5 protein-coding genes are annotated in these 4,582 nt (G+C 55.6%); all 5 read right to left on the reverse strand.

The features are described 5' to 3' along the window. Positions 1-788 (reverse strand): carboxymuconolactone decarboxylase family protein (locus tag WMO46_RS15440; protein WP_349094645.1); only part of this gene is annotated, 788 nt, incomplete at its 3' end. A 6-nt stretch (positions 789-794) separates the two neighbouring features. Then, entirely contained in the window at positions 795-1,703 is a 909-nt protein-coding gene (locus tag WMO46_RS15445; protein WP_129652141.1) for a flavin reductase, read from the reverse strand. Positions 1,704-1,800: 97 nt separating this feature from the next. Further along, positions 1,801-2,955, reverse strand: coding sequence for an aldo/keto reductase (locus WMO46_RS15450; RefSeq protein ID WP_349094646.1), 1,155 nt, complete (start codon positions 2,953-2,955; stop codon positions 1,801-1,803). Between the two features lie 3 nt (positions 2,956-2,958). Continuing rightward, positions 2,959-3,531 (reverse strand): DapH/DapD/GlmU-related protein, encoded by a 573-nt coding sequence (locus tag WMO46_RS15455; protein ID WP_129649828.1) that lies wholly within the window; start codon positions 3,529-3,531, stop codon positions 2,959-2,961. 98 nt (positions 3,532-3,629) lie between these two features. Then, on the reverse strand, positions 3,630-4,445 hold the full coding sequence (locus WMO46_RS15460; RefSeq protein WP_349094647.1) for a helix-turn-helix transcriptional regulator: 816 nt from the start codon (positions 4,443-4,445) through the stop codon (positions 3,630-3,632). Positions 4,446-4,582 lie beyond the last annotated feature (137 nt).

The raw sequence follows: 4,582 nt of genomic DNA on the forward strand, positions 1-4,582 counted from the left end.
GTTACGGGTTCGAGCCATTCGTTGGATGTTTTTTCTCCGGGGACATCAAATGCGAGGTGCGCAAACCAACTGTCGGCCGCTGCGCCATGCCAGTGCTTCACGTTCGCCGGAATGTGGATGACTGTGCCGGGGAGGATCTCGACGGCGGGCTTGCCCTCCTCCTGATACCAGCCGCGGCCTGCGACACCGATCAGCATCTGTCCACCGCCTTTCGTCGCGCGGTGGATATGCCAGTTGTTGCGGCAACTCGGCTCAAACGTTACATTGGCGATGGAAACCTGTTCCGACGAGATGCGGGCTAAGTAACTGTTGCCGATGAAATACTGCGCGTAGACCGTGTTCGGTTCGCCGATGGGGAAAATCATTTCGCGTTGGAAAGCCGCTTTGGCATCCTCGCCGGTCGTCTCTTCCGCCCATACCTCCTTGGCCAGCCGGAATGCCGCCCATGCTTTTGGCCAACCTGCGTAAAATCCGATATGGGTGATGATTTCGGAGATCTCGGTGCGGGTGATGCCGTTTTTCTTCGCTTCTTGAAGATGATAGGTCAGCGAAGAATCGGTCAAACCCTGACTGATCAGTGACGTAATCGTTACTAAACTACGGTCACGAAGACCGAGTTTGTCGGTGCGGCTCCACACCTCGCCGAAAAGAACATCGTCGTTGAGCTCCGCGAATTTGGGAGCGAACTCGCCGAGCTGGTCGCGCCCGGCCGTCTGTACTATCTTTTCCTGTGCCATAACATTGAATGTTAGAATGCTGAATAGGGAAATTAAAATGATTTTGTTCATGATTCTCTATTGAATAAAATTGTTTATTTGGTTTGCAGGGTTGAGCGGTGTCTGGTCGGACAATACCAGCGACTTGACCATGTGCAGCGTTCCCCGCTTGTATTTCTGGAAATGCTCCGAGGCGATATGCTTCTCGTAAGCCGCCTTGCTTGCGTAGGTTTCCAATATGGTTATCTTGCAGGGATTCTCCTTTTCACCGACGGCGTACATGGTCAGCACGCCCGACTCGGTGCGCAGCGAAATTTCGCCTACCTCGGTCGCGTATTTCATATACTCGTCGAGGTGTTGCGGGTAAACCTCTACTTTCGACAGCCGCACGATGCCGTCGGCCCCCATCGACTCCTTGGCGCACATTCCCGGCTGCTTGTCCAAGTTCAAGCATTTGCCGATAATCTCTCCGGTGGCGATGTAGGAATAGGTCGGGAACTCGGACAGCACCGGCTTTAACCGTGTATAGTCGAGTTTCCCGTTTTTGTCGAGCACCTCGGGTGCAGCGTAAGTACCGGCAATCGAGCAGATAAAGTTGTCGAAGCCCTCGGTCTCGTAGATGTCCACCACGTCGCACTCCATCGTCAGCGGCGAAGCGTCGATCACGGGCGTACCGTTTTCGCCCCAGTGGTATTCGAACACGCCCGATTTATCGACCGATGCGCCGCTCACGCTGCCCACGTAGTCGGCTTTCGGCAGCATGTCGCGGCTTACGAGGTTGATGGACAGTTTCCCGGACTTCCGTATTCCTCGGTTGGTGTAATGATTCTTATTCATACTGACCAATATCCGGTCATGACCGATAATGCCCGTATGCCCGACGACGAGCCAGTTCACCCGGCCCTCGACCTCAGCGCCGACGACCGTCATCGGTTTAGGATACAGAGCAAGCAGGCTGCCGAGATTTTTCTTGTCCATTTCAGTCATATTCAGATGTTTCGGTTCGTCCTTTACAGCTGCTCCGCACGAGCAGAAAGCGGCGGAGAGCATGATCCATAAGAGTTTTTTCATCTCTGTTTCGTTTTTAGCGTCCGACCTGCCGCTGCTGCTCAGCGTTGTAGCGGTCGCCGACGACAGGAATGGCCGCGACGGCCGTTTCGAGTTCGCGCCACTCGTCGGCGGCGAGGTTGAAATCGAGCGTGCGCAGGTTCTCTTCCAGATGCGAGAGTTTCGTCGTTCCGGGAATCGGCACGATCCACGGGGCTTTCTGCAACAGCCATCCGAGCGCCACTTGTGCCGAGGTCATGCCGTGCGTACGTCCGAACTGTTGCAGCACGTTCACGATACGCGTGTTGGCCCGTATCGCCTCCGGCTGGAAACGCGGCAGGGTCTGGCGGTTGTCGTTCGTCGGGTCGAAAACCGTGTATTCGTTGATGCAGCCGCCCAAAAATCCCCGGTTGATCGGGCTGTACGGCACGAAGCCGATCCCCAGCTCACGGCAGACATCCAGCACGCCGTTCGTCTCCACGTCGCGGTGCATCAGGTGGTATTCGCTCTGAATGGCCGTCAGCGGACATACGGCATGCGCCCGGCGGATGGTATCGGCACTCACTTCGCACATGCCCCAATGCTGCACCTTGCCCTCCTTCATCAGCTCGGCGATGGTCTGCGCCACCTCCTCGGCAGAAGTATCGGGGTCGGCGCGGTGCTGGTAGAACATCGGGAGCGTTTCGAGCCGCAGCCGGCGGAGCGAGTCTTCGCAGTATCGACGTACCGTTTTGCGGCTGCTGTCCTGACGCCCCGTGCCTTTGCCGTCGATGACCTCGTGTCCGAATTTGGTCGTAACGTTGATTTTGCCCTTGAACTCGGCGAGGGCTTCGCCTGCCAGATTCTCGTTGGTCAGCGGTCCGTAGATGATCGCCGTGTCGAAAAGCGTCACGCCACGCTCCACGGCTTCGTGCAGCAGGCGGATGCACTGTTTCTTGTCCGGGTGCTGGCTGCGGTTGTAGGTCATGCCCATCACGCCGAAGCCGAGGGCGGAGACCTCGAAAGCGGTCCGGCCCGTGCCGAGCGTGCGATGCGGTAGGCCGCCTTTTTTCACGGACAATGCATTTTCTCCGTTGAGTGCGGCATTGGCGGCCTTTACCTTATTGATTGCGGGCTGAATGGTCAGAGCCGCTCCTACGGCGGCCGCAGTCTTCAGAAAACCGCGGCGGCTGATTCCTTTTTTCTCTTCCATAGTTTATTTGTTTTCGATTGCTTTGATGATTCTTGCCGGATTGCCAGCCACGACGGTCATAGCCGGAACGTCTTTCGTCACCACGCTGCCGGCGCCGACGATAGCTCCGTAACCGATCCTGACACCCGGCAATATCGTGGAGTTGATGCCGATCCATACCTTGTCCTCGATGACGATAGGGCGTCCGTAGGTGGCGCTGCGGTTGTCGGGGTTCACGTCGTGATTGATGGTTATAAGATTAACCTTCGGGCCGATGAATACGTCGTTGCCGACGATGATGCCGCCGCGTCCGAAAAACGTGCAGCATTGCTGGATGAAACATCCTTTGCCGATAGTCACGGGCTTGCCGTAGTCGATATAGAGCGGCGGCAGTACGGTGGTGCTTTCCGGCAACTCTTTGCCCAAAATCTTTCCCATCAGTTCATGTACCCGCTTCTGGTCGCGTATGCCGACCGTCGCAAGCTCTTGTGCCGTCTCCATCGTGGCGAAGATGTCGGCAATCAGCTCTTCGTAACCCGCGTCATTGGGCGAAACCAGCTCGCCGCTCAAATCCCTTGCGAAAATATCGTTTTCCATGATGTTTTTTCGCAAAGGTAAAGAGAGAGCCCCGCAACGGCTTTGCTGCGAGGCTCAAATTACTTTGCTGTGAGGTTCATTGCGGATTTTCTCCCGGCTCAGATCATGCTGGGCGCATAACCATAAGTCTCCTTATAGACTTTCGAGAAGTGCGACAGGTTCTTGAATCCGACATCGAAGCAGGCTTCCGTCACTTTTTTCTTGCCGGACTTTATCAACTCGTGTGCAGCCTCCAACCGTCGCTTGATAAGCCATTTCTGCGGCGTCAGGTCGCTTACCTTGGCGAAATCGCGCTTGAATGTCGCCAGGCTGCGACCCGTATAGCTTGCGATCTCCTCCATCGACAAGTCGTACATGTAGTTCTCGTTCAAGTAGTCGATGATGTCTATTTTCCACGGATCGACGAAGTCGAACAGCGAGGCGTAGAGGTTCTTATCCGTGTTGAGCAAGACATAAGCGCCCTCGATCATTTTGAGCTTCAACACGTCGTCGGAAGGTTGCACGCCTGCGTCAAAATAGGGAATCACCGACTCGAACAGGCTGCGGATGTCGGGACGGTTATTAGGCAATACGCGCAGGCTCACTTTTTCACGTTTCGATTCCACGGGAATCTCTTTCCGGTCGAGCGTCCGGTAGAACTCCCGCAGAAAGGGTTTCGTGAATTTCAGCACGACAGAACGGTACGGATGCTCTGCATCGGCATGTTTCTGCAACCACATCCGGTTATCCCGCCGCATGAATGCGCATTCGCCCGGATGCAACACCGTTTTCCTGCCGCGCTCCTCGATTTCGAGCTCACCGGAACACAGATAGATAAGCGTATGTTCCCGGTTCTCATGGGCACAGCCCCGGTCGTCGGTGAAAAAACTCGCTATCAGGACGTTCGAACAGTCGAATACATGCAATCGTTCCATATCATCAGCCTCTGTTTTTTGCAAAGATAACGATTTATCTCGCCTCGCGCTTTGCTGTGAGGCTCAAATTCCGATTCTTTTCAGCCACGATTCCACTCCGCCGGCACTCCCCGGCATGTCGATCCCAGCATCGTCCG

This window comes from Alistipes intestinihominis, assembly GCF_040095975.1.
GTDB lineage: Bacteria > Bacteroidota > Bacteroidia > Bacteroidales > Rikenellaceae > Alistipes > Alistipes senegalensis.

What these genes read in the sequence shown, in the direction of transcription:
- WMO46_RS15445 (WP_129652141.1), bottom strand. Translation starts at nt 1,703, where the DNA reads ATGACTGAAATGGACAAGAAAAATCTCGGCAGCCTGCTTGCTCTGTAT.
- WMO46_RS15450 (WP_349094646.1), bottom strand. Translation starts at nt 2,955, where the DNA reads ATGGAAGAGAAAAAAGGAATCAGCCGCCGCGGTTTTCTGAAGACTGCG.
- WMO46_RS15455 (WP_129649828.1), bottom strand. Translation starts at nt 3,531, where the DNA reads ATGGAAAACGATATTTTCGCAAGGGATTTGAGCGGCGAGCTGGTTTCG.
- WMO46_RS15460 (WP_349094647.1), bottom strand. Translation starts at nt 4,445, where the DNA reads ATGGAACGATTGCATGTATTCGACTGTTCGAACGTCCTGATAGCGAGT.